Annotated in this window: 1 protein-coding gene; it reads left to right on the plus strand. The window is 67.0% G+C overall.

From position 1 onward, the window contains the following. The coding region (locus JS521_RS35880) for an acyltransferase domain-containing protein (RefSeq protein ID WP_205087021.1) at positions 1–938 on the plus strand (938 nt) is incomplete at both ends.

Here is a 938-nt window from a genome sequence, read left to right on the forward strand (position 1 = left end):
GTGGTGTTCGTTTTTCCGGGTCAGGGTTCGCAGTGGGTGGGGATGGGGCGTGAGCTGGCGGGTTGGTCGGTGGTGTTCCGGGAGTCGTTGGCGGAGTGTGAGCGGGCTTTGGGGCGGTGGGTGGACTGGTCGTTGTTGGAGGTGATCGAGAGTGGTGATGAGGGTGTGCTGGGCCGGGTGGATGTGGTGCAACCGGTGTTGTGGGCGGTGATGGTGTCGTTGGGGCGGTTGTGGGCTGCTTGTGGGGTGGTGCCGTCGGCGGTGGTGGGTCATTCGCAGGGGGAGATTGCTGCGGCGGTGGTGGCGGGTGGTCTGTCGTTGGAGGACGGGGCCCGTGTGGTGGCGTTGCGGAGCCGGGCGATTTTGGCGTTGGCCGGTGGTGGGGGGATGGTGTCGGTCGCTGCGGGCCGGGGTGTGGTTGAGGGTTTGATCGGTGGTTTGGGTGGGGGGTTGTCGGTGGCGGCGGCCAATGGTCCGGGGTCGACGGTGGTGTCGGGGCGGCCGGAGGCGTTGGAGGAGTTGCTGGGGCTGTGTGAGGTGCGGGGGGTGAGGGCGCGTCGTATTCCGGTGGACTATGCCTCGCATTCGGTGCAGGTGGAGGAGTTGCGGGAGCGGATCCTGTCGGATCTGGCGGGTGTGAGTCCGGTGTCGTCGGGTGTGCCGTTGTATTCGACGGTGACGGGTGCTCCGGTCGATACGGCGTCGATGGGTGCGGGTTACTGGTTTGACAATCTGCGTTCGACGGTGCGGTTCGAGGACGTTACGCGTGCTCTGCTGGCTGATGGGCGGTCGGTGTTCGTGGAGTGCAGTCCGCATCCTGTGCTGGCGGTGGGTGTTCAGGAGACGGCGGAGGCGGCGGACGCGGATGTGGTGGTGGTGGGTTCGCTGCGTCGGGGTGAGGGTGGCCAGGAGCGTTTCCTGACCGCGTTGTCCGAGGC

The organism is Streptomyces durocortorensis (assembly GCF_016901035.1).
Taxonomy (GTDB): Bacteria; Actinomycetota; Actinomycetes; order Streptomycetales; family Streptomycetaceae; genus Streptomyces; species Streptomyces durocortorensis.